The sequence below is a fragment of the Acinetobacter sp. V89_7 genome (assembly GCF_029967895.1).
Taxonomy (GTDB): domain Bacteria; phylum Pseudomonadota; class Gammaproteobacteria; order Pseudomonadales; family Moraxellaceae; genus Acinetobacter; species Acinetobacter soli.
Genome location: NZ_JASCAJ010000017.1, coordinates 431,542 through 451,078, shown reverse-complemented (window position 1 = coordinate 451,078; position 19,537 = coordinate 431,542). Strand labels below are relative to the sequence as shown.

Annotated in this window: 25 protein-coding genes; 3 read left to right on the top strand and 22 right to left on the bottom strand. The window is 43.1% G+C overall.

Annotated features, from left to right (window positions below; genetic code table 11):
• The first annotated feature begins 9 nt into the window (after nucleotides 1-9).
• On the top strand, nucleotides 10-918 hold the full coding sequence (locus tag QLG00_RS03345) for a lysine exporter LysO family protein (RefSeq protein ID WP_282470496.1): 909 nt from the start codon (nucleotides 10-12) through the stop codon (nucleotides 916-918).
• Here QLG00_RS03345 and pyrF read toward each other — a convergent pair.
• Nucleotides 915-1,646, bottom strand: a complete 732-nt coding sequence (gene pyrF / locus QLG00_RS03340; RefSeq protein WP_004948107.1) for an orotidine-5'-phosphate decarboxylase — start codon at nucleotides 1,644-1,646, stop codon at nucleotides 915-917. The two genes, QLG00_RS03345 and pyrF, sit on opposite strands and share 4 nt — an antisense overlap.
• A 64-nt stretch (nucleotides 1,647-1,710) precedes the next feature.
• Entirely contained in the window at nucleotides 1,711-2,259 is a 549-nt protein-coding gene (locus tag QLG00_RS03335; RefSeq protein ID WP_004948111.1) for an XRE family transcriptional regulator, read from the bottom strand.
• 88 nt (nucleotides 2,260-2,347) lie between these two features.
• Between QLG00_RS03335 and QLG00_RS03330 the strand changes: the two genes are divergently transcribed.
• Together QLG00_RS03330 and QLG00_RS03325 are read left to right on the top strand one after the other, a co-directional pair.
• The gene (locus QLG00_RS03330) at nucleotides 2,348-3,004 is read left to right on the top strand and encodes an AzlC family ABC transporter permease (protein WP_076032182.1); all 657 of its coding nucleotides are present in this window, start codon (nucleotides 2,348-2,350) and stop codon (nucleotides 3,002-3,004) included.
• Nucleotides 3,001-3,327, top strand: coding sequence for an AzlD domain-containing protein (locus QLG00_RS03325; protein ID WP_025095499.1), 327 nt, complete (start codon nucleotides 3,001-3,003; stop codon nucleotides 3,325-3,327). The genes QLG00_RS03330 and QLG00_RS03325 overlap by 4 nt, the downstream gene beginning before the upstream one ends.
• Before the next feature lie 73 nt (nucleotides 3,328-3,400).
• Here the strand turns inward: QLG00_RS03325 and QLG00_RS03320 are convergent, their stop codons facing one another.
• The 20 genes from QLG00_RS03320 to msbA all read right to left on the bottom strand — a co-directional run bounded on the left by QLG00_RS03320 (nucleotide 3,401) and on the right by msbA (nucleotide 19,271).
• Nucleotides 3,401-3,766: a lipopolysaccharide assembly protein LapA domain-containing protein gene (locus QLG00_RS03320; protein WP_004938696.1), complete on the bottom strand. Its 366-nt coding sequence runs from the start codon at nucleotides 3,764-3,766 to the stop codon at nucleotides 3,401-3,403.
• 28 nt (nucleotides 3,767-3,794) lie between these two features.
• Complete coding sequence (locus QLG00_RS03315) at nucleotides 3,795-4,100, bottom strand: integration host factor subunit beta (RefSeq protein ID WP_004938699.1); 306 nt, start codon at nucleotides 4,098-4,100, stop codon at nucleotides 3,795-3,797.
• Nucleotides 4,101-4,257: 157 nt separating this feature from the next.
• A complete protein-coding gene (gene rpsA, locus QLG00_RS03310; protein WP_004938702.1) occupies nucleotides 4,258-5,931 on the bottom strand; it encodes a 30S ribosomal protein S1 in 1,674 nt (557 codons plus the stop codon).
• A gap of 113 nt (nucleotides 5,932-6,044) precedes the next feature.
• Nucleotides 6,045-6,725, bottom strand: a complete 681-nt coding sequence (gene cmk / locus QLG00_RS03305) for a (d)CMP kinase (protein ID WP_282470495.1) — start codon at nucleotides 6,723-6,725, stop codon at nucleotides 6,045-6,047.
• A 10-nt stretch (nucleotides 6,726-6,735) separates the two neighbouring features.
• Nucleotides 6,736-7,170, bottom strand: coding sequence for an SRPBCC family protein (locus tag QLG00_RS03300; RefSeq protein WP_004938706.1), 435 nt, complete (start codon nucleotides 7,168-7,170; stop codon nucleotides 6,736-6,738).
• Between the two features lie 100 nt (nucleotides 7,171-7,270).
• Entirely contained in the window at nucleotides 7,271-7,783 is a 513-nt protein-coding gene (tadA, locus tag QLG00_RS03295) for a tRNA adenosine(34) deaminase TadA (protein WP_004938709.1), read from the bottom strand.
• A gap of 5 nt (nucleotides 7,784-7,788) precedes the next feature.
• Nucleotides 7,789-8,913, bottom strand: coding sequence for an enoyl-CoA hydratase/isomerase family protein (locus QLG00_RS03290; protein WP_004948124.1), 1,125 nt, complete (start codon nucleotides 8,911-8,913; stop codon nucleotides 7,789-7,791).
• Nucleotides 8,910-9,623 carry a uracil-DNA glycosylase gene (gene ung, locus QLG00_RS03285; RefSeq protein WP_004938711.1) on the bottom strand — a complete coding sequence of 238 codons (714 nt, stop codon included), beginning with the start codon at nucleotides 9,621-9,623 and terminating at the stop codon, nucleotides 8,910-8,912. Before ung ends, QLG00_RS03290 begins: the two co-directional genes overlap by 4 nt.
• Nucleotides 9,624-9,677: 54 nt before the next feature.
• A complete protein-coding gene (locus QLG00_RS03280) occupies nucleotides 9,678-10,274 on the bottom strand; it encodes a 6-carboxytetrahydropterin synthase (RefSeq protein ID WP_025095495.1) in 597 nt (198 codons plus the stop codon).
• A gap of 164 nt (nucleotides 10,275-10,438) precedes the next feature.
• Nucleotides 10,439-11,407 carry a type II secretion system minor pseudopilin GspK gene (gspK, locus tag QLG00_RS03275; RefSeq protein ID WP_282470494.1) on the bottom strand — a complete coding sequence of 323 codons (969 nt, stop codon included), beginning with the start codon at nucleotides 11,405-11,407 and terminating at the stop codon, nucleotides 10,439-10,441.
• A 16-nt stretch (nucleotides 11,408-11,423) separates the two neighbouring features.
• A complete protein-coding gene (gene gspJ, locus QLG00_RS03270; RefSeq protein ID WP_282470493.1) occupies nucleotides 11,424-12,047 on the bottom strand; it encodes a type II secretion system minor pseudopilin GspJ in 624 nt (207 codons plus the stop codon).
• Nucleotides 12,044-12,430, bottom strand: a complete 387-nt coding sequence (gspI, locus tag QLG00_RS03265; protein ID WP_004948134.1) for a type II secretion system minor pseudopilin GspI — start codon at nucleotides 12,428-12,430, stop codon at nucleotides 12,044-12,046. Before gspI ends, gspJ begins: the two co-directional genes overlap by 4 nt.
• On the bottom strand, nucleotides 12,420-12,965 hold the full coding sequence (locus tag QLG00_RS03260; protein ID WP_282470492.1) for a prepilin-type N-terminal cleavage/methylation domain-containing protein: 546 nt from the start codon (nucleotides 12,963-12,965) through the stop codon (nucleotides 12,420-12,422). Before QLG00_RS03260 ends, gspI begins: the two co-directional genes overlap by 11 nt.
• Before the next feature lie 9 nt (nucleotides 12,966-12,974).
• Nucleotides 12,975-13,586, bottom strand: coding sequence for a TetR/AcrR family transcriptional regulator (locus QLG00_RS03255; protein ID WP_004938726.1), 612 nt, complete (start codon nucleotides 13,584-13,586; stop codon nucleotides 12,975-12,977).
• A gap of 38 nt (nucleotides 13,587-13,624) precedes the next feature.
• A complete protein-coding gene (locus QLG00_RS03250) occupies nucleotides 13,625-14,398 on the bottom strand; it encodes a TatD family hydrolase (RefSeq protein ID WP_004948140.1) in 774 nt (257 codons plus the stop codon).
• 15 nt (nucleotides 14,399-14,413) lie between these two features.
• The gene (locus QLG00_RS03245; RefSeq protein ID WP_250364686.1) at nucleotides 14,414-14,758 is read right to left on the bottom strand and encodes a PilZ domain-containing protein; all 345 of its coding nucleotides are present in this window, start codon (nucleotides 14,756-14,758) and stop codon (nucleotides 14,414-14,416) included.
• A gap of 2 nt (nucleotides 14,759-14,760) precedes the next feature.
• Nucleotides 14,761-15,747 (bottom strand): DNA polymerase III subunit delta', encoded by a 987-nt coding sequence (locus tag QLG00_RS03240; RefSeq protein WP_119690242.1) that lies wholly within the window; start codon nucleotides 15,745-15,747, stop codon nucleotides 14,761-14,763.
• Between the two features lie 14 nt (nucleotides 15,748-15,761).
• Entirely contained in the window at nucleotides 15,762-16,523 is a 762-nt protein-coding gene (gene kdsB, locus QLG00_RS03235) for a 3-deoxy-manno-octulosonate cytidylyltransferase (protein WP_025095489.1), read from the bottom strand.
• 9 nt (nucleotides 16,524-16,532) lie between these two features.
• Entirely contained in the window at nucleotides 16,533-17,540 is a 1,008-nt protein-coding gene (gene lpxK, locus QLG00_RS03230) for a tetraacyldisaccharide 4'-kinase (RefSeq protein ID WP_282470491.1), read from the bottom strand.
• 6 nt (nucleotides 17,541-17,546) lie between these two features.
• Nucleotides 17,547-19,271: a lipid A export permease/ATP-binding protein MsbA gene (gene msbA, locus QLG00_RS03225; protein WP_282470490.1), complete on the bottom strand. Its 1,725-nt coding sequence runs from the start codon at nucleotides 19,269-19,271 to the stop codon at nucleotides 17,547-17,549.
• Nucleotides 19,272-19,537 lie beyond the last annotated feature (266 nt).

Sequence of the window (19,537 nt, the reverse complement as noted above, 5' to 3'; positions counted from 1 at the left end):
ACTTATTTCATGCAATCTCTTCTTCTTATTACACAAATTTTAATTGTAGGTACTCTGGGTTATTTTTTGGGGCCTCGTTTATCTCAAACATTGCAGAAGCTCGTATTTAAAGTACTGCCTTATTTTTCTTATTTACTGCTTATGGCGGTCGCTTTTGAATTTAGCTTTGCATTTCATCAGCTCAAAGATCCACAACAAATTTTGCCAACTGCGCTGATTCTGGCTTTCACGACCACATGTGCTTCGTTTGTAGTGTGTATGCTTGCCTATCAGCTTTTAGATCGTGATAGCGTGCAAGGTAAAATTTCATTTTCACTATTTTTAAACGCAATTAAAAATATCAGTCATGCCTGTCTGGTCTTAATGCTAGGGGGAGCTATTGGCGCCATCTGTTTATGGCAAAACTGGGATCCGCACTTTAATAGCTGGTATTTATTGTTATTGTTTATTTTCCTCATTGGGATTGAACTGGCTTTTACACGCTTAGACAGATCATGGCTCAGCTGGAAAATACTGGTGGTGCCATGTGCTGCAATTTTAGGGTCTTGCTTGGCAGCGTTAGGATGTCATTACTTTCTACATGACCTTTCACTTAAAGAGACCTTCGCGCTCTCCCAAGGGTACGGCTGGTACTCGATGTCTGGTATTTTACTGACACAGCTACATTCTAGTGAACTCGGTGGAATGGCGCTCTTGACCGATCTGTTTCGCGAAATTTTTGCAATATTGTTGATGTATTGTTTTGGCTGGCGATTCCCTCGCTCGGCAATTTCTAGCGCAGGCGCTACATCGATGGATGCTACGCTGGCCATGGTCAAGCAGTCATGCGGCACACATTATGTGCCGTATGCGATGGTCAGCGGCATTATTCTGTCATTGCTTGCACCAATTCTGATGAGTTTGGTGCTTATGCTTTAAGCAAGGCTAGATAAAATACTTTTGAGCATTTCATTTGGATTTTCTGCACGCGTGATTGGGCGACCAATCACCAAGTGCGTCGAGCCATCCAGCATGGCCTGTTTCGGTGTCACGATGCGCTTTTGATCATCAGCATTGGCGCCTTCAGGTCGAATACCTGGGGTTACCAACGCAAAATCTTGACCTAAAAGATCACGCAACATCTTTGCTTCTTGCGCCGAACATACCACACCATCAAGACCGCTTTCTTTAGTAAGTTGAGCTAAGCGTTTTACCTGTTCAGACGGCTCAATATCTAGACCAATATCACGTAAATCTTCACGACCCATCGAGGTTAATACAGTCACGGCAATCAGTTGTGTCTGATAGTTTCCTGCTTTAAGACGTTCAACGCAGGTTTCCATCATTTTACGACCACCCGAGGCATGAACGTTCACCATCCACACCCCCAAATCTGCTGCCGCACATACGGCTTGTGCTGTGGTGTTTGGAATGTCATGAAATTTCAAATCGAGGAATAGTTCAAAACCGCGATCTTGCAAAATTCTGACTGTTTGCGGCCCATCGTGAGTAAATAGCTCCTTGCCTACTTTGACACGACAAAGTGATGGATCGAGCTGATCTACAATGCTCAAAGCGTCATATTGGCTCTTTGCGTCTAAGGCAACAATAATACTCACGAATCTAATTCCACAGCTTAAAATTCGGGTAATTATAGATGTATTCATGCTTTGCACAAAGCATGAATGTGGTTTTTATCAAAAAAAGCGTCTAAGACAAGTCCAATCGACCTTATCTTTGTTCAGAGATCAGTATTGCACGCGTATCTGCTTCAAGCGCCTCAAAAATGTGTTCCTGATCGGCCGGATAACAAATGTAATCACCCTCGTTCAGAATCTTAGGCTCAGATGTCAGCCCCACTCTGGCTCGCCCTTTCATAATGACAATGTGCTCAACACTTCCAATCGGATGTGGATGACTTAATCTTGGTTCTCCCGGTTGCGTGGTTAAAATATATAGGTCTCGACGAGCACCCGTCGGACATACCGCAAGAAGGATGGCCTGATAGTGCGCTACTTCGGATGAAACCGATGGCCCTTCGCCAAATCGAATAATTTGAGTCTGGGGGCTATGACTTTCCATTAATTTTGCAAAAGGAATATCCAGTGCAACACAGAGCGCCCATAATGTCTCAAGGCTTGGATTACCTTGAGCAGCTTCAAGTTGCGATAAGGTAGATTTTGCAACTCCAGCGCGCCGTGCTACTTCTGCCAGTGACAAACCAGCTTTTTGTCTTTCTCGCTGTAAATTTTTAGAGACAATTTCAATGGGCAACGACATAACTCACCATAAAAAACGATTGTTCGTTTTGACGAACGATGTAGAATAAACTATTATAACGTACGTTCGTTTGATATAAAAAACAATCATGTCTACCAAAATATACATTTCTCTCGCTAAAGCCATCATATTGATTTCCATTGCGATTGGTATCGTTGGTCTATCACTTGGCTCGGTCGCTGCCAGCTTTGGGCTTCCTATGTGGATTCCAGTACTGTTATCTGTGAGTGTTTTAGCGGGCGCGGCAGAGTTTACTTTTATTGGTATGGTTGCTTCTGGTGCACATCCAGTTTTTGCAGCATGTACAGGTATCCTGATTAATTTACGTCACTTGCCTTTTGGCTTATCAGTCGCAGAATTTATCCAAAATAATCGTTTAAAATTTTTGGCCTGCCATATTATGAATGATGAAAGTGTCATGTTCGGTTTAAGTCAATCGGATCTGGCACTCAAAGCTAAGGCCTACTGGTTCTGCGGTATTTGCGTTGCAATTTTTTGGCCTTTAGGCGTTATCTTAGGCTATATTTTGGGTCGATTTATTCCAGATATTTATGCGTTTGGTATCGATGCCGCTTTTCCAGCAATTTTATTTGCGCTCATTATGCCGATGTTAAAAAACAAGACCACCCGGAAACGCGCTTTTCTTGGTGCAGGACTTTCTCTGACCTCAATCCCGTTTCTTGCAACAGGATTGCCTGTTTTAGTTTCAATGTTGGGCCTTTTACTCGGAAGAAAATCAAAATGAATACTAATGAAATCATTATTTTTATTGGAATAATCGTGCTTTCAGCGGGTACTTATCTGATTCGTTATACTGGCTTCTACCTTGCCCACCAAATTTCGTTTCAAGAAAAACACAAACAACTCATGTCTGATGCTGCATGCGTATTGTTATTCACGTTAGCCGTTTTTAACACGTTATTTGAACAAGATCAGTTTAGTGGAATGAGTAAGCTAATCGGTGTGCTCGTGGCAATCGGTATTGCTTGGAAAAATGGCTCTTTGGTATTTGTCATTCTTTCAGCCGTAGGCACCACTGCAATTTTACGCTTTCTCGGAATTAAATAAAAAAATGGCCCTTAGATAAGAGAGCCATTTTATTTGTAATCATCACAACTTAAAAAACTAGTCTGTATGCTATTTAAAGAGGATTACGGTTTTGAGGTTCAGGTTGCACATCTAATACGGTTTTTTCATGTCTTACACTGGCTGCGGCCTCGGCAGCAGCGATCTGAGCAGTTTGAATCTGCTCTTTACGTAAGTATTCAATATCTTTACGTAGTCTTTTAATTTCCCAGCTTTTCTGGATTACCTTAAAGACTAACACCCCTAACAATAGGCCGATGACAACGCCGAGCACCAAAGTCAGTAAGAGTAACAAGCCCAATCGCATAGCAGGAACTTGAGTAAACAATAAGTCGACCGGTAATTCTGTTGGATTTTGAAGTACCAATGCTAATGAATATCCGAACAAAATAACGAGTAATGCGACAAGTATATAACGCATAAAGACCTCATTTTATTGAGTTTATAATTTATTTAGTAATTGCCTCATTCACGGCATCACGAAGTGCTTTACCGGGCTTAAAATGAGGAACAGCTTTTGCAGCAACTTCAACCGATCTGCCTGTTTTAGGATTACGGCCTACACGAGGTTCTCTATGATGCAACGCAAAGCTCCCAAAACCACGAATCTCGATACGATTATCATTTGATAATGCATCGATCATTTGGTCGATCATGATTCTGACTGCTTCTTCAACCAAAGGTTCAGCCAAATGTGGATTTTTTAAAGCAATACGTTCTATTAAGTCAGACTTGTTAAGTGCTTCAGTAGTCATCGATGACCTCTTTAATTATTGCTGCTTTGAATTAAGTTTTATAATAACCTGTTTAAATACAAAACGGTAGCGCAGTACACTAATACTACGCTACCGTTTACAGTAATTGTATAAAAAGTACCAATTAGTTACACTAACCGTACTTTTTTAACAGTACTTATTTCATTTGCGCTTTAATCAAGTCACCAATAGTCTTAGGACCATTGTCTTGAGATACAGAAGCTGTACGAAGGTTCGCAACCGCTTCTTTCTCTTCAGCTTCGTCTTTCGCTTTGATAGACAAGTTGATAGAGCGAGATTTACGATCTACGTTGATGATTTTCGCTTCAACTTCTTGACCAACTTCTAGGAACTTAGTTGCATCTTCAACGCGATCACGGTTGATTTCAGATGCTTTTAGTGTCGCTTCGATTTCGTCACCTAACTTAACAGTAGCGCCTTTAGCGTCTACAGCAGTTACAGTACCTTTAACCAACGCACCACGTTCGTTCGCAGCTAAGAAATCATTGAATGGATCGCTGTTCAATTGCTTGATACCAAGGCTGATACGGTTGCCTTCAGCGTCTACAGACAAGATAACCGCTTCAACAGTGTCACCTTTCTTGTAACGACGGATAGCTTCTTCGCCTTGTTCGTTCCAAGAAATATCAGACAAGTGTACTAGACCGTCGATACCACCTGGTAAACCGATGAAGATACCGAAGTCAGTGATTGACTTGATCGTACCAGAAACTTTTTCGCCTTTCTCGTGTGCTTTGGCAAACTCTTCCCATGGGTTAGCACGAGTTTGTTTGATACCAAGAGAAATACGACGACGCTCTTCGTCCACTTCAAGAACCATAACATCAACTTCGTCACCAATCTGAACAACTTTAGATGGGTGGATGTTTTTGTTAGTGTGGTCCATTTCAGATACGTGAACAAGACCTTCAACGCCTTCAGCGATTTCTGCGAAGCAACCGTAGTCAGTCAAGTTAGTTACACGTGCTTTAACGATAGAACCTTTAGGGTAACGGCTCATGATCGCTAACCATGGATCTTCACCAAGTTGTTTAAGACCTAGTGATACACGGTTACGCTCGCGGTCAAATTTAAGTACTTTAACAGTAACTTCTTGACCCACTTCAACCACTTCAGATGGATGCTTGATACGTTTCCAAGCCATGTCTGTAATGTGAAGAAGACCATCAATACCGCCAAGATCAACGAACGCGCCGTAATCAGTAAGGTTTTTGATGGTACCAGTAACAGTTTGACCTTCTTCAAGCTGAGCAAGAAGCGCTTCACGGTCAGCTGAAGATTCAGCTTCCATTACCGCACGACGAGAAACAACAACGTTGTTGCGTTTTGCATCAAGCTTGATTACTTTAAACTCGAGCTCTTTACCTTCAAGGTGAGTCGTGTCACGGATAGGACGAGTGTCAACCAATGAACCTGGTAGGAACGCACGAACTGGACCGATGTCAACAGTGAAACCGCCTTTTACTTTACCAGAGATAACACCAGTAACGATTTCGCCGTCTTCAAAGATTTTTTCAAGTTTAGTCCAAGTTTCAGCACGTTTAGCTTTTTCACGTGACAAAACTGTTTGACCCATACCGTTGTCAAGCGCTTCAACAACAACGTCAACAGTATCACCAACTTGAACTTCAAGTTCACGTTGATCATTTAAAAATTCAGTACGGTCAACAACGCCTTCAGATTTAAGGCCAGTGTCAACAGTTACCCAGTCACTATCGATGCTAACAACAACACCTTGGATGACTGCACCCTTTTCTACATTGAGGTTTAATTCACTTTCTTCAAAGAGGGCTGCAAAAGATTCGGTCATGATATACCTGATAAAGTCAGCGGTCTTGGATCAGACAAGGCCGGTTTAGTTAAGTCTCTACATAGTCCGTGTAAAACTGATCAAGCTATGCTTCAACTGATTGTTAATTTGTTTTAGGCCAGACGAAGATCGATGTAATCTGTCATTAACTGAAAAACATCGTCGATAGATAACGCCGAACTGTCGATAATATAGGCATCGGGTGCGGGACGCAGAGGGGCAACCTCTCGTTCCATATCACGCTTATCACGTGCCTGTATATTGGCCAAAATGTCGTTTATTTTAACATCAAGCCCCATACCCTGCAACTGTTTTACACGGCGCTCTGCGCGAGATTCTGCCGATGCAGTGAGGTAAATTTTCGCTTGTGCTTCCGGAAAAATCGCAGTGGCCATATCACGACCATCGGCGACCAAACCAGGTACTTGAATAAATGCGCGCTGGCGATCAAACAATGCTTGACGAAGCTCTGGCACAGCAGCCACCTTCGATGCGTATTCACCCACATGCTCTGTTCGAATCGTTTTGGTGACATCTTGCCCTTCCAGATCGATCGATATTCCACCAGATTGAGTATTAAATTGAATATCCAAATGCTGTGCAATCTTCACACATTCATCTAGCTGATCTGAAAGCTGATCGAGTAGCTGTTTGTTGTGCAATGACAGCCCCAGCAAACGATACAATGCGCCCGAGTCTAGAAGATGAAATCCGTAATGTGATGCAAGCTTTGCCGCAAGCGTTCCCTTACCTGATCCACTTGGACCATCGATTGTGATGATATGCGCTGTCATTGAATTATGGCTAACCTATCAATTTTGCTAATTTTGAAAAACCTAGTGTAATGGCTGACTTGAGTTGTGCAAGAATTAATTTACTTACAAAAGGTACTTTTGCTGTTAATTCAATCGTATAAATCACTCGCGTACGTGTATCTGAGAGTGCTTCAAACTCGATAATCCCAATATGATGCTTAATTAATGGATTATGAATCAATTTATATTCAATACGCTTATTTTCTTCTAAATAAGTGATTTCTTCTTGTATGGGTTTAACTGGACCCAACCCCATTCTTCGAATTGATCCAACTCCATCTGGCCGTGCTGGATCAGATGAGTCTTTCACACGCACAACCTGTATAGGAGCAAATAGCTTGTTATAGGCAGAGTGTTTAGACAAAACATCAAAAACCTGATCGATAGACGCATTAAATTCTTTTTTTACCGTTATTGCGTTCATATGCTTTCCTTTGACAATTCGAATTGTCGAATCAACATACTCAATTTAACGCAATTACTCAAGGCCATCATTTTCAGAAAATGTGTGCATTTAGGTCAATTTAATCTGAGCTTTGTGCACTATATTGCAATCGGAGTAACCGCTTTTGTTCACGGCGCTTTTTAAAAAAGTCACTCAGTTGAGTCGAACATTCTTCTTGCAAACACCCATACTCATAAATGAATTTATGGTTGAAATAGCCCAAGTTTAAAAGTTGACGCGCACTCACAAGCGAACCAGCTTTTGGCTCAGTAGTGGCAAACACGACGCGATGTATGCGCGCATGTACCAAAGCCCCCACGCACATTGTGCATGGCTCTAAAGTGACATAAAGGGTCGCATCTTCAGGGAGTCGATAATTTTGAATTGACTCGCATGCCATTCGGATGGCACGGATTTCAGCATGTGCAGTAGGATCATGCAAGCTGATTGGCGCATTATAACCTGAGCCAATGATCTTATTTTGGCTCACAATAATGGCACCCACTGGCACCTCGTTACATGCACCAGCAACAGCGGCTTGCTCGAAAGCAAGCCGCATCCACTGTTCATCTGTTTCTTTTTGATCAGACATTTTGCTTAATTCATAATGCCGTAATGCTTCAATAGCTCATTCCAGCTTGCAATATCCGTTACTGGCGGATGGTCACCTAAAATCCCTTTCAAACTTAAATCTTGGGTATTTTTCCATGCTGGAGACAAATCCTTATCGACCAGACGCGCACGCACTCCTTCTACAAAGTCAGGATGGCGAATTTTCCAGTCTGAGATTTGCGCTTCAAGTTTAAACACTTCGTCCCATGCATGTACTTTTCTGCCCCATTGCCACAACAACCAAGTGATTGCAGCAGTGCTTGGAGAGCCTTTTTGCAAGTTTTCACTGGCCTGACGTAGCCAGTCGCTTCGAGCATCGATTAACCCGACAATCGACTGATAATCCTGTTCGAAGTTTTGACCCTTACATACACTATGAATCACATCGAGTGAATTTTGTAGCGGACCCGCTGCAACAGGACGATGCAAACTATTTAACGTGTCATCAATGGCTCTAAAATTTCCTGCTGGATAATGAGTCCAGTCGATATCCAGTACTTTTTTAAGTACATTGTCACGCTGCGCATCACAAATGTGGGTCGCCCAGCCGATACTATAGGCTCCTGCCGCGGTCATGATGGAACCCGTTAATCCGGTAAACAACCCTACAGGCCCGCGGTCGGCCAGAAAACGACTGGCTCCTACATCAGGATAAAGTCCGATATTGATTTCTGGCATTGCCAAGCGTGAGTACGGGGTAACCAGTCTGAACGGTGCAGCCATAAATAGACCAAGACCACCACCCATTACATAACCCTCACCCCAAACAATGATGGGTTTGGCATAGTTATGTAGCAGCAAATCAAGCGCATATTCTTTTTCAAAGAAACGATTTGCACTGTCGACTTCCTGATTAATCACCAGTTGTCTTAATTTGCGTACATCTCCACCTGCACAAAATGCTTTTGGCGTAGTGGAATCCAACCAAATGGCTTTTACTTCGTCATCTTCATGAAACTCTTCAAACACCTGCAACAGCGCGGTGACAATCGACTCATCAAGTGCGTGTAGGGATTTCGGACGGTTAAGACGGATAATACGCCAACCATTACTTGCTTCTTCAACAATTAAATCCGGATGATAACGTGTTACGTCGGAAGAATTACTCATGCGTCCAGCTGCCAGTCTATTGGCTCAATGCCATGTTGTTTCAGATAATTATTTGCTTTGGAGAATACTTTACATCCAAAAAATCCACCACGATTTGCAGCAAGTGGAGATGGATGCGCTGCTTTTAATACCAAATGTTTTTCACGATCAATACGCTGACCTTTACGTTGTGCGTAAGCACCCCATAAAATAAAAACAATATGTTCACACTGCTCATTCAATACATCAATCACGGCATCGGTAAACTGCTCCCAACCTTTGCCCTGATGTGAAGTCGGCTGCCCTGCCTCAACGGTTAAAACACTGTTCAGCAATAATACACCTTGATCCGCCCACTTGGTTAAATCACCATGCTTGGACAATGGTATGCCTAAGTCAGTATTGAGCTCGTGAAAAATATTTCGAAGCGAGGGTGGCAGCGTAATGCCTTTTTGCACAGAGAAACTTAGCCCATTGGCTTGGTTGGGCCCGTGATAGGGATCTTGTCCTAAAATCACCACTTTGACATCAGCCAACGGTGTTGTATTAAGCGCATTGAAGATTTGCTTACTTGGCGGATAGATGATCTTGTCTTGATTTTTTTGCTGCATCAAGAATTCACGCAGGTCATCCATGCGTGAACTTAACAAAAATTCCGCTAAAGAATACTTCCAACTTTCATCCAACTGAACTTTACTGAGTTTTTCATGTTGTTGCTCAGTCAACTGCATTTTTTCATCCTAAACGCTTATTTCATACCATGTAATGATGAGTGATAGGTTGAGTTAAACCTGAACCTGCAACTCAACCTGTGGATTTTTAAATCGATTACCTTGCTTTAACTTCTCATACATTAGTGCATCTGTCCATTCAGTTTGCACTTGTTCTGAGAAAATAATATCTTGCAAATGAAGTTGTCCCATTTGCGGGTTTTCAATATCTTCAATAAAGCTTTGCGCATATCCTGTATCTGTTTCATGCACAATCACAGAATATACCTCGACATCCCCTTCACCATTTTGCGTGATGGTTGAGTTAAGCACTTGTTGCGCTAGATAAAAGAAAATACGTGAAAATTGCTCCGCAGATGGCGACACTGGCAATGATACCCAACGCGCACTAAACTGTTTGCACGCCTGAATATATTCAGGACTGTCGTCTTGCCAGAAACAGATCGCATGATCAAAACTGTCATACAGCTCTTTAATCACACCTTTAAGCAACCCAAAATCGTAAACCATCTGACCATGATCGAGTTTATTGGCTTTAAGTAGCAATTCAACTTTATAGCTGTGACCGTGGATTGAACGTTTGCAACGATCTGAGGTACAGTTACGCACAATATGCGCATTTTCAAATTTGAATAACTTACGAATTAACATGCGTCCGATCAAACTTCGACAACTAGATCGTACATTATAGATCAATTCGTCAGGCATTACATTTCTTTTAACGTTACTGACAATTAGCAAAACGTCTTAATTCAACTCAATTGCGTATTTTTCTTCTTCAAATACCTCAAAATTCATGATTGCTCTACTAAAAATTAGTCCATAGCAGCTTTGGGCACAGATGCTAAACTACGAGAATACACATAAACTTTTTTATTGATACGTACCAGATCGCTCGTAAACTGACGTTTACGCTCACTTAACAACACCTCAATGTAAGCTCTGAAATAATCTGAGCGGACATCGAGCAAATTTTTAAATTTGTTCCGGTTTTCCGCACTGACCCCCTTAAAGGCATCAAGCGTCCACAATTCATCTACACTTTTAAAGTATCCCATATTGGACATTTTCTCTTGTAGTGCGTTTTGAACGGCTGCCGGATTTAAACTGGTATCCAAGCTGGTCAAGAGTAGCGTAGATGCCGTATTAATATTGACTTTAGTCGGTGCATTTGAAGGTAATGCTGTGACATAAGGACGTATTAAATCAAAATTTTTACCCTCAAATCCGCGAACCATACGCAGCTCATCTACACTATGAAATTTTGTGTTGGCTGCCAAATAAGGACGGCTCAAACCTTGATAATAGCTACTTTCTGCGCCAGCAGAACCCGACACTTCATCATTACGATCTTGCCAGTCAATCACTGCTTCACTTAACTGTGGTGACAATCCCACACGTACCAGTAACTGCTCAAACCATGCTTTGGCATTTTCATCGACTTTATCTTGCGCATCGACCAGATTATTCAGATTAAACTTTCCCGATTCGTCTTTTAATATGCCAGAGACAAAACCATCTTCAACCGGAAACGGTGGCATGGGCTGAGCCCAGATTTCTGCTGGATGATCTGCTTCAGCCGCATTTTGTGCATCTTGCACCAGCAATTCGGAAAAAAATGCTTCGGCACTTTTTGCATATAATAGGGATTGGTTTTGACGGATTAGATATCCTGTATTTTGTGCCGTATTGCTCTGATGTTTTACAATAGATGCTGCCAAAATCGTTGCCAAAGCCACCATTACCAGAATCGTGATTAACGCAACGCCTTGCTGTCGTTTCATCGGTTTATCCTTTGGCCTATGATCCGTTTACACTCATAAATTGAGTATCTAAAAGCGGAAAAATCCATTCATAGTTTACATCTGAACGCTGTACATCAATCTTAAGCCCTCGCGGCAGGCGCTGCATGCTGGTAGGCTGACTTAAATCTGCACCCGCCTCAGGCCACTGGTTGAGTATCTGCGGATTCAACACCGTTATTCGAAATTGATCTACATTTTTGAGCAGTACACTCGATTCTGGCTGCTCGTTGTTGGTGATATTCAGGCTACGGTATTTTAACCGATATACCATCTTTTCACTGGGTACATAACGATATTCAATACGTTCGTATGGCGCGAGGCCCTCTTTGAGCGGATCACTCACTCCTGCCTTGCTAAATTGCAAACTGGTATCACTCAGGCTGAGTGCAGACCGGATTTGTCCGTTGATATTGGCAGTCATCGGGATGAGCTGCAGTGAATCTCGAAGTATAATTTGATAGGCATCTTGCAACTCAAAAATCTGAAGCTCATGTTGCTGGTTGCGTTCCTTGGTCTTAATCAGATAGTCAAAAATTTTCCAGCCCAATGCAGAAAGAACCGCAAAAATCGCAATCGCCACCAAGAGCTCAACCAGCGTAAATCCCGATCTTTTTTTCATGAGACGTTTTCTTTAGGCGGATAATTGAAAAACACCATATGCGTAATTCCCGCTTCAACTTTGTTTTGCTGAGGATCAAAGCGGCTGATCTGAATTTCAATCCGCTGTACGTTTGGACTAATTGTCGCCTGCGCAGTTTTATCGACTTGCCACGTTTCACCCTGAGACGTCACTTGCTTTGAGGATGTGCCTTGCATCCATTCACGATTAATTTGCATCATGGCGGCTTCGTTCATTGCCACGAATTGTGCTTTGGTTCTTAATACGGCATTGGCTGTAGACTGAGTATACTGCATACCGAGCTTGGTCAAGGCCACCGCAGCGGTTGCAAAAATCGCGAGCGCCACCATCACTTCTAATAATGTAAACCCTTTAGTTTTCATTTATTTTACCCAAGTGATCTACTTCAATTTCTGCACCGACTGGTGTCTGGGCAGAATAAAACTGGATGCGAACAGGTTTAACTTCGCCATTTCCTAACCAGACCAACTGAGGCGCCTGTTGCCCCACCAGATCCTGATTCGATGCGACACGATAATCGTAATCTACAGGCCGAATTTGAAAGCTGACATTGGCAGGCAATGAGCGTACTGGAAGGTCTTTGTAGACTTGCCATTTGTTATTGGCCTGAATGACGGTTTGAGCAGACGGTTCTATGTATTCAAGTATCTGGTAGCCAAATGGGCGTACATCGGTTTGTGGAAGTGTTGCCAGCGCTAGAATTCGCCCCTGATCTGTAGCTTCTCGATTAATACGCTGTAAATCCAAGAGAAAGAACTCGCGCGCCTGCATGGCTTTACGCTGATCTACACCGCTTATATTCAACACAATCAGTGACGCTAAAATTCCAACAATTACAATGACCACCATCAGCTCGACCAAGGTAAAACCGGACTGCCGCAGTGGTTTATTGTTCATGTGGATACTCTAAACAAAATGAGGTTCTTGAAGATGTTTTGGAAGCGCCAATGCCTGATCAATATAGGCCACGCGTAAAGTATCGCGAGATCCTAAATAGCGCTGATAAAAGCTCGAATTTAAAATAGCCGCTGCGCCATGGGTCAGCGACCAAATTGCAGCCAAATAGTCGCGCACCGGCATGGTACTATGAATTTCTTCAAGATATTTTTCAGTCATGTTGATGATGATTCTCAAGCGCTGTTTGCGCACCTGATACAACTCTTGAAACAGATGATAAATTCCCTGACCAGTGGTCGATAAGCGTTCTTCGATTTGATGAAATAACACTGTACGTTCGGGATGATGTAAATGATGCAACATAAAGAATGCCAGATGCTCTGGAAAGGTTTTTTCTTTGTCCTGTACCATTTCTAGCAACATGCGCTCATTACGAACAATAAGCAGCATATACAATTCATCTTTACTCTGAAAATGCTTGTACAGCGTTCCTTTGGCGAGATCCAGTTCAGCAGCCAAGGCATCAAGTGTCATACCGGCTTCTCCATTGTCGAGAAGAAGTTGCTCTGCCACTTCAAATATTAATGCTTCTCTTGCCCTGAACTGAGCTTGTCGATCCATCTTCACGCCGTCACTCGCTTATCTATGTCATTTTAAAGTTATGTGTTTGCAAGGAGATTTTCAAAATTTTGACGTGTAATCAATGCAATCTCCTCGAGTGATTTATCATATACATCACTCAACGCTTTGGCTACATATGGCACGTATTTTGGTTCATTTGATTTACCGCGATACGGTACTGGCGCAAGATATGGACTGTCGGTTTCAATGAGCAGACGATCAAGCGGCACTTGTTTGGCAACATCGCGTAAATCTTGCGCATTTTTAAACGATACAATTCCCGAGAACGAAATATAATAACCGCAGTCCAAAGCAGCTTTAGCGGTTTCCCAGTCTTCGGTAAAACAGTGCAAAATACCGTGTGTCGATTGCTCTGCACGAATGATATCAATGGTATCGGTCTTGGCAGAGCGTGTATGCACCACCACAGGCTTTCCGACCTGTTTGGATGCCTGCAAATGTCGCGCAAAACAGGCCTTTTGCTGATCGACGAATTCCGCACTGTGATAATAGTCGAGCCCTGTTTCACCAAGTGCCCATACTTTTTCGGGTTGAGCCAACTCGACCAGATACTCTGTCGTTGCTCGTGCCATGACTTCAACATCTTCACACGGATGCACCCCTACCGTATACCCGACATCTTCATGACGCGCTGCAATCGCTGATAATGCGATATGGTCATCAAGATCGACAGAGATGCTCATAAATTTAGATACACCTGCCGCGCGCGCTTCGTTTAGTGCCTGATCCAAATCGCCACCATATGGCGTTAAGTCGAGCATGGTTAAATGACAATGCGTATCTACAAACACAATTCTTTCCTAAAACTACATGGTAAAATTTGAGCGATCTGAGGACATACTACCTGCCAAAATTTTTTCGGCTTCAGTTTTATAGTATATACCTCGCTCTCCAGAGAGCTGTATGGCAAACCCTTGTGGTTTGATTCCAGCTTGCTTACGAGAAATCCAAATGACTTTTCCCGTAAGTGGAATTTTCAGTGTTTGTTCAGGCAAGGTTGCAAGAACAAATATCTCCTCGCCTAACGTGACTGCCTCTCTAGAAGGAATAAACAAGCCGCCACCTTGTACAAAATGCATGTAACTGGCTTGCAAGGTTGCCCGATCCGGAATGTGCACATGAATCAGGCCGCCACTAATTCTCGATTCCATGTTCAACTCCCATTGACGTTCATGAGCTGAATAAACAATTGATCGATCACAAGATTGGTTTGAACATTCTGTCCGATCAATTGTTTTGAATGCTGGATCTGCGCATAAAGATCAAAGAGTTGTTCAAGTGCATACTCACCCGACAGTTCCTTAAAGTCCAAATCAATATTCTTAGGATCCTGATTTAGCTTGACACAAATTAAATCACCCAACAAGTATTCAAACATGATCAGCCAATCTGCCGCCGCTAGCTCTTTTTGCCACTTCGATGCAATCATCAAGGGCATATTTTTCTGTTTAACCAGTTTGATCCAGTCAGATACAAAATCACGGCGCTTATTAAACCAGTCAGCTTCTGCAAGCTCTATCGCCTTGAGCGGCATGTCATTGCTCAAATTTAACAGAAGCTGAATGTCTGCTGGATCGAGCGTTGGTAGTTGTTCGCTTAAATAGTCCTGTGCCTGATCAAAGGTCATTCGATCCAGTGAAAAATGCTGAAGGCGACTTCGAATGGTTGCCGGAAGCTTCAGATAATGATCGGCAATCAAGATAATCAATACTTTTTCGCCGGGTTCTTCAAGCGTTTTCAGTAGTGCATTTGCAGACGCGATATTTAAAGCCTCTGCTGGCTCAATCACAATAACGCGCCAACCATCGACGGTTTGCTGCACAAACGGCAGCAGATCGCGGATTTTTTCAATCTTGATCTTGGCATTTTGTTTTTTGTTGTCGTCATCGGTAGTGATATACACATAATTTGGATGAGTATCCGATTTAAGCCACTGACAACTGATGCATTCACCGCACGCACCTTCTGGTTTTTTTTGCGTGCATAGCACCCAGCTTAAAAAATGCAATGCAAAAGCGTGTTTGCCACTGCCCGACTTTCCATAAAATAACAGGCCATGACCCAATTGAGGAAAACGCCCTGTGAGCGATTTCCACACTGTAGCTTGCCAAGGATAAACCTTTGCTTGATGCTGTTTCACGCCATCATTTCCAATTAATCAAAATATGAAACAGGCAATGCGTTTAAACGCGCCAGATCTTCAGGTGTATCCACACCCGGTGGAAGTGCACTGTCTGCAACAGCAATGGCAATACGATGTCCATTTTCGAGTACACGAAGCTGCTCCAAACTCTCAAGTTTCTCAAGCACACCTTGCGACCATTTCACATATTCTTGTAATAGGCTCACGCGATACGCATACAAACCCAAGTGACGGTAAGCGTGATCAAAACTTGATGAAACCTGTTTCTGGGCTGCATCACGGTCGTACGGTATTGTGGCGCGACTAAAATACAGGGCTTCTTGCACATTGTTCATCACCACTTTGACAATACTGTCACGCGCGAACTCATCTAAAGAATGAATCGACTCACATAAAGTCGACATCGAGCAATCTGGCTTAGCCACCAACAGTGATGCGACCTGTTGCACCAGTGCTGCAGGTAAAAGCGGCTCGTCCCCTTGAACATTGACAATAATATCGTCTTTGCCCCAGCCCTTAATACGCGCTACTTCACTTAATCGATCTGTTCCTGAAGGATGAGCAGGATTGGTCATGACCACATCGATTTGCTCTGCACGACAGACTTCGGCAATTCGCTCATCATCGGTTGCAACGCATAGATCATCAAAACCCTCTACTTTTTTGGCCTGATCAACCACACGCAAGATCATCGGACGCCCATGAATCTCAAGCAATGGCTTTCCAGGCAAACGAGTACTGGAAAATCGAGCCGGGATGACAATATGTTTCATATGAATGTCCTAAGAAAAGCGAATTCCAAGTGTTGTAAGCTGCTCTTCGAGCAAAGTGTAGCAGGCGTCGGATAAAACTGCCTCGACGGGAACCACCCAAATTTTTCGACTAAATTCCGGGTGCTGTTTTAGCAGGGGCAGTAATTTTACAGCATCTTTTTCAGTGGTAATAATGGCGTGCCGATCGTCAAATTCAAGATCTGACAGTTGGTAGTCGTGATGATCTGGAAACTCATGACATTGAAAATCATGGATTCCCATCGACTCTAAAGTGGTATAAAACCGCTGCGGAAAACCAATCCCCACCACTGCATAAAAACTCTCATGAGGATTAAAAAGAGAGACATCATGGGCAGGCGACATTAAATAAGGTTCACTTGGCTGTAAAAACATATTCAACGGCGACTTAGACGCATGACCATGCTCGATTACTGTCGCGCCAACCAAGCGCTGTTTGGACTCCCGTAGAAATCCTTCGGGCAATAATTTTTCATTGCCCAAACCGCGGTTTAAATCCAGCACAATCCACTCCAGATCACGTGCCAGCGCCCAGTGCTGTAATCCATCATCACTAATAATGAGATCAAGCTGATGATGTTTGATGAGTAATTCGATTGATGCTTGACGATTCGGGCCGACAGCCATCGGCACATGGGTAGACTGAACAATTAAACAAGGTTCATCACCCACTTGTTCGGGTGTCGAGGTTTGAGTAACCAGCGCAGGAAATGGGCCTTCAGCACCATAACCCCGACTAATTACACCCACGCGGACGCCCTTGAGCTGCAAATAGTTGACCAACCGAATCAGTAATGGCGTCTTGCCGCTTCCTCCTACCGTAATATTCCCAATCACCAGTACAGGTAGCGGCGCACGATACACCGATTTCAGTTTTGTATCGAATAAAGATTTGTTTAGCTTTGAACCGGCACAATACAACCAAGACAGTGGACGCAGCAACACCAACCATTTGGCTTGACGGTTCCATGCATCTTGAATGATCTGTGCCAGAGACATGAATCTTTATTCCTCAAAATTACGCTGATGCAACTGGAAGTAAGCGCCCTGTTTATCTAACAGCTCTTGATGTGTACCTTTTTCAACAATCTGTCCTTTATCCATCACCACAATCATGTCGGCATTTTCAATGGTGGACAGACGATGCGCAATCACCAGTGTGGTTCGATTTTGCATCGCTTCATCGAAAGCTTTTTGAATGAAATGCTCGGATTCATTATCTAGCGCACTGGTTGCTTCATCCAAAATCAAGATTGGCGCATTTTTTAAAATCGCACGTGCAATGGCAATACGCTGGCGCTGACCGCCAGAAAGATTCAGGCCTTGAGCACCGAGTACCGTGTCGTAGCCTTGAGGTAAATTCATAATAAATTCGTGCGCATAGGCGGCTTTTGCTGCCGCGATGATATCTTCATCTGCCGCACCTTCAAGCTGGCCATAAGCAATGTTTTCACGCACTGAACGGTTGAACAACACCACCTGCTGATTCACCATCGCCACTTGCTGACGCAACACCGAGAGCTCAATATCACGAATTAGAATACCATCAAGATATAGTCCACCCGAAGTAGTTTCCTGAAAGCGAACCAACAAATTCACCAAAGAGGTTTTACCAGCCCCCGAACGACCAACCAAAGCAATGGTTTGGCCTGCCTGAATATCCAATGTAAAATCTTGAATGGCCTTTACACCGGCTGCATATTCAAGTGTCACATGATCAAAGCGTACACCGCCTTCAAGTTTTGGCGTTAATACACCTTTATTTTCTTCTGTCGGCAAATCGAGTACTTCAAATACCGAATACGCCGCCGCAATACCGCGCTGAAGTTTTTCATTGACATCGGTCAAGTTCTTTACAGGCTTAGCCAAAAGTCCCGCTGCGGTAATATATGCCACAAACTCACCCGCAGAGGTATCGCCTAAAATTTGTGGACGAAGTGCCAACCATACAATCAAGCTCATCGCCATCGCCATGACCAACTGAACCAGCGGACTGTTTAGATTTTGCACGATCACCATTTTCAAGCCGCGCTTTAAGTTGTCTTCAGATGACGTATAAAAACGCTTTTGTTCTGAAGCTTCACCTGCAAAGCTTTTGACCACGGCCTGACCCGCGATACTTTCTTGAACCACATGGTTCACATCGCCCATGGTGTTTTGCACCTGTATAGACAGTTTACGCATGCGCTTCGATGCTTTACGCACCAAAAAGCCAATAATCGGCATAAAAATAAAGATACATAGCGTAAGACGCCAGTTGGTGTAGAGCAGATAACCCAATAACCCCATGGTCACCAAACCATCTTTCACCATAATTTTTAATGATTCAGAGGAAGCTGCCGTGAGTTGCTCGACGTTGTACATGATCTTGGCAGAGATATGCCCAGAGGAATTATCGAGGTAGTACTGCGAGGGCAGACGCATAAGTTTGGCATAAACTTCTTGTCGAATACTAAAAATGAGTCGACGCGAAATCACCGCGGTGTAGTACCCACCCATAAATAAGCCAAGACCACGGAAGAAGACCAGTAATACAATTAGCAAAGGAAACCAGTCTAAGTCTTCTCGACTACCGAGTTGAATGGCATCAATAATATATTTTAAGAGTTTTGCGACTGATACTTCGGTTGCGGCATTTAAACCAAAACCAATCAGCACCAACAAAGCGATACCCCAATAAGGTTTTAAATAGGATATTAGACGTATATAAACCTTAAAATCTTGCTTCACTCAATCAACCTCTAATTCGGCACTAGCATAATATCAAGTAGTGCTTAGCGTTCCTTAGCTTGCTTCACTCATCTCAATGAGCCAACAACAGCAGTGTAAACCACCTACATTCACCTTGAACAAATAAACATACTAGATGCGAGCTGGAGTTTAACATACTTCAATACTTGCACCGTATGGTTTTGGTGGCAGATGTTGTTGTCTTAAGCTTAAAAAAGTATGAATTTTCAATAAAAATAAGGCATCAATACCGTTCATATCGACGC